The organism is Psychrobacter sp. Sarcosine-3u-12 (assembly GCF_002836005.1).
Taxonomy (GTDB): domain Bacteria; phylum Pseudomonadota; class Gammaproteobacteria; order Pseudomonadales; family Moraxellaceae; genus Psychrobacter; species Psychrobacter okhotskensis.
Genome location: NZ_PJBY01000019.1, coordinates 1 through 3278, shown reverse-complemented (window position 1 = coordinate 3278; position 3278 = coordinate 1). Strand labels below are relative to the sequence as shown.

Sequence of the window (3278 nt, the reverse complement as noted above, 5' to 3'; positions counted from 1 at the left end):
GTAAAGGAAAGACATCAATAGCAACGCCAAAGTTATGATTACTTTGTCCACCTTTAGCCTTAGTAACTATACTACCTGACGCTGTACGTCCTTTAGCATATAACTTATTTTGTTCTTCATAAGTTCTAAGTCCTTGGACAATAATTAGCTTAATACCCAGTTCTCTTTCTGAGTCATTTATAAAATCCCTAACTGAACATCTAATTTTGGGATGTAACTTTTCAACCTTTTTTTCGTTCTTAGCACTTAAAGGTCTGCATCCTGTATTAGTCTGTGGCTTTTGAATTACTCCTTCACAAGTAGGTTTAAATACTCTATTTTCAGGTTTTTTTCCATCATCGTAATGATGCGCGATTTCCTTTTTAACTTCCCATGCGTAAGTCACACCACCTGAAAAGCCTCTCACCTTCAATTCTCCTTTTTCCTTCCATTCTCCTTTTTCTTTCATGAATGCTGGATTCTGTCTATAAGGATTCCCTTTTGCTTGTCCATTATCTTTAAAAATAATTTCATTGTCATCTATATCAATACCCTCGGGCTTAACAGACGCTGGACGTAGTATCGTCAGATACATTTCAAGGAAACTATCTATTTTTTTGTATCGATTATTGTATAACTGAAAGTACCTTTTAACCCAATCTAGTTGCTCTACTGCTGACATATTACGCAACTTATCTTTAGAGACATTTAAATCTTCGCGCGCACCTGCACCCATCTGAACTAACCCAACAAAACCAAGAGAGTTAACTTTAGATGGATCAAAAGTACCTTCTGTTTCCAGATGCATCAATGCCATCAAATTATTAGCCATTGCTAGGTAGTCATTCGGCCATAAGTCCTGACATATTTCAATGACTTTCTTTCTAAATTCACAGCTTACTTTCGCACTCCAAAATAGATTATGGGCTTTACAAATACAAGCACCATTAGTTGTAGCGACAGCCTTTGGCGCACCATCAGAGCTATTGCTAGGTTTTGTAATAACGTTGACAGGGACATCTGTTCTACTTGATTGAGAAGAACTACCTGTAGATGAAGAAGAAGTTTCATTGCTAGGTATCTTAAGCTTATCGCCTGGACGAATCGTATCAGTAAGCTTTAAGCCGTTAGCACGAGCTAAATCATTAGTATTAACGCCATGCTTTTGAGCAATGCCACTCAATGTATCGCCACTTTTTACAGTATAGTTACCTGATGTAGATGAAGGGTTACTACTTGAATTTGGAGTGATAGCAGGCGCTTTTCCAGCAGGCTTATCATTCTTGCTTCCGCTCATAGCATCAGTGACACCTTCAAACCCTTCTTTAGCTTTTCCACCTACCCAGTCAGCAGCACCGCCAATGACACCAACGGTCCCTTTTGCTGCATTACTAATGGCATCTTTTGCATTATCGAAGAACCCATCTTCTTCATTAGAAGCGTTAGGGGTCGTAGTTGATCTAGGTCTCGCCGTTGGTTTAGGAGAGGGTTTAGGGGGGTTATGAGATTGTGCTGAACCATCGTCTCGAAGCTTAATCGTCTGATCTGATTGTAGTTTAGTGGGATCTGTAATGCCATTTATACGCTTAAGCTGCTCTACTGATACGCCACTTCTTTGTGAGATGTCAGACAACGTCTCACCTTTTTTTACTTTGTAATTGGTTTGATCTTTTAGTGAGTCAGGTCTCTCATTAGTTTTGCCCGTTAAGCTACTACCCTTTGGCGGCACTTTTATAATTTGGCCTGGAACTATTCTATTAGGGTCTTTGATAGTCGCTTTATTAAGCTGTGCTAGTATTTGCCATGTTGTATCATGTATCTTTGCAATAGTGTATAGATCTTGACCTTTCTTAACTTCGTGTTCTCCCTTAGTTGCTGTAACTTGATGAGTGCTTCTTTGGTACGAACCACTGTTTTTATCAAGTGCTCTAAGCTTAACGGTTTGAATAGAAAAAGATGCTTTAAGCTTAATTGTACCTTTTTTAGAAGGAACACGAATGTAGCTATTCACTACGATCATTTTTTTGGTTAAAGGGTGTCGAACATGTACGACTAATATGGTGCCAGGTGGTCGGCTGATCCATGTACCAAGCCCTTGAGCATCAGACCTGTTGGTGCTTATTAGCTTTCCAGTTTCTCGAATTTCATGATATAAATTGGGAAAAGGTTTATTAAGTAGATCAACAAACTTGAGTTGAAATAGAATACTTTTCGGCTTACTCATCGTGACTCTCCTGATAAGAGTCTTGGCCTAAAGAATCGTTTGACTCATTGCTGTCATATTCATCAGACATTTCTGTCTCTTCATCCTCGTCAGGTTCAAACTCAACACCCCAATCCGTATCTTTAAAGCCCACTAGTATTTCAACCTCTTCTTCTTTATCACTAATAACAGGAGCAGTGCGTCCATGCTCATCTAATACCCCTTCTACCAATTGTCCATCAGGTCGCAGAATTTGAAATTCGATTTCATTGAAATTATGCTGATAAAACAAATCATAAACATCAAGCTTATTACTAAACAGTGGAATGGTCTCAGGCATCATCGGTAATGAATAATTAGCTCTCGCTCCAGAGACCAAACCCTTCTTCACAGCCTGCACTTTAATCGTCCCGGGGCACACAAGCTTAATCCCGCTGTCATCGATTGTAATCGATGCTCCTGCTGAGGTCTGCAGCTTGATCCGCTTCGGACTCGACACATTCACCTGTCCTGACTCACTACCAATCGTCATACCTCGCTGGCTGTGCAATTGCAACTCACCGCCTTGGGCTTGTATCGCTACAGGTTTAGTGTTGGCACTGATATGTAGCCCTGACTGATCCGCTTGACCACCAACCCCAGAGAGCGAGTCAATCGTATTTGCCGTCAGCGTATAATTGCCTGCCACCACATCCGACTGGGTAGCGCCTGACTGTATGACTATTGTTTTCGCCGTCCATAGCGTATTATTTGCAGAGGCCAGAATGCTGTCTTTGCTGACCAGCATCACATCGGCTGCGCCAAGTACTTCGGTATCTAGCGTCTCATCAATGATTTGCGCCGTACTTTTAAACCCTTCTATTGACGCTCGGGCATTACTGAGCGCTTCGGTCGATTGTAGATGCGCCTGCTTAGCCTCCGCTAACGTCTCACTCAGCTCAGCTCAGCGCCTAGCTTAAGCTGTTGCTGTCCTGCATCATTGACCCACGCAGACTCGTGCTCTGACTGGCTGTGTCTTAGTCCGAAAGTGGAGAGTAATACGCCTGTATCACCTGTGATTTGTAAACCATGGTCGCTTGCCAGATTGACACCTTGT

At 41.7% G+C, this 3278-nt stretch carries 2 protein-coding genes; both read right to left on the bottom strand.

Annotated features, from left to right (window positions below):
* Positions 1-2203: LysM peptidoglycan-binding domain-containing protein (locus tag CXF65_RS00870; RefSeq protein ID WP_157823962.1), on the bottom strand; the 2203-nt coding region annotated here is incomplete at its 3' end.
* Positions 2196-3014 carry a DUF2345 domain-containing protein gene (locus tag CXF65_RS00865; protein WP_264754715.1) on the bottom strand — a complete coding sequence of 273 codons (819 nt, stop codon included), beginning with the start codon at positions 3012-3014 and terminating at the stop codon, positions 2196-2198. The genes CXF65_RS00865 and CXF65_RS00870, both read right to left, overlap by 8 nt.
* Positions 3015-3278 lie beyond the last annotated feature (264 nt).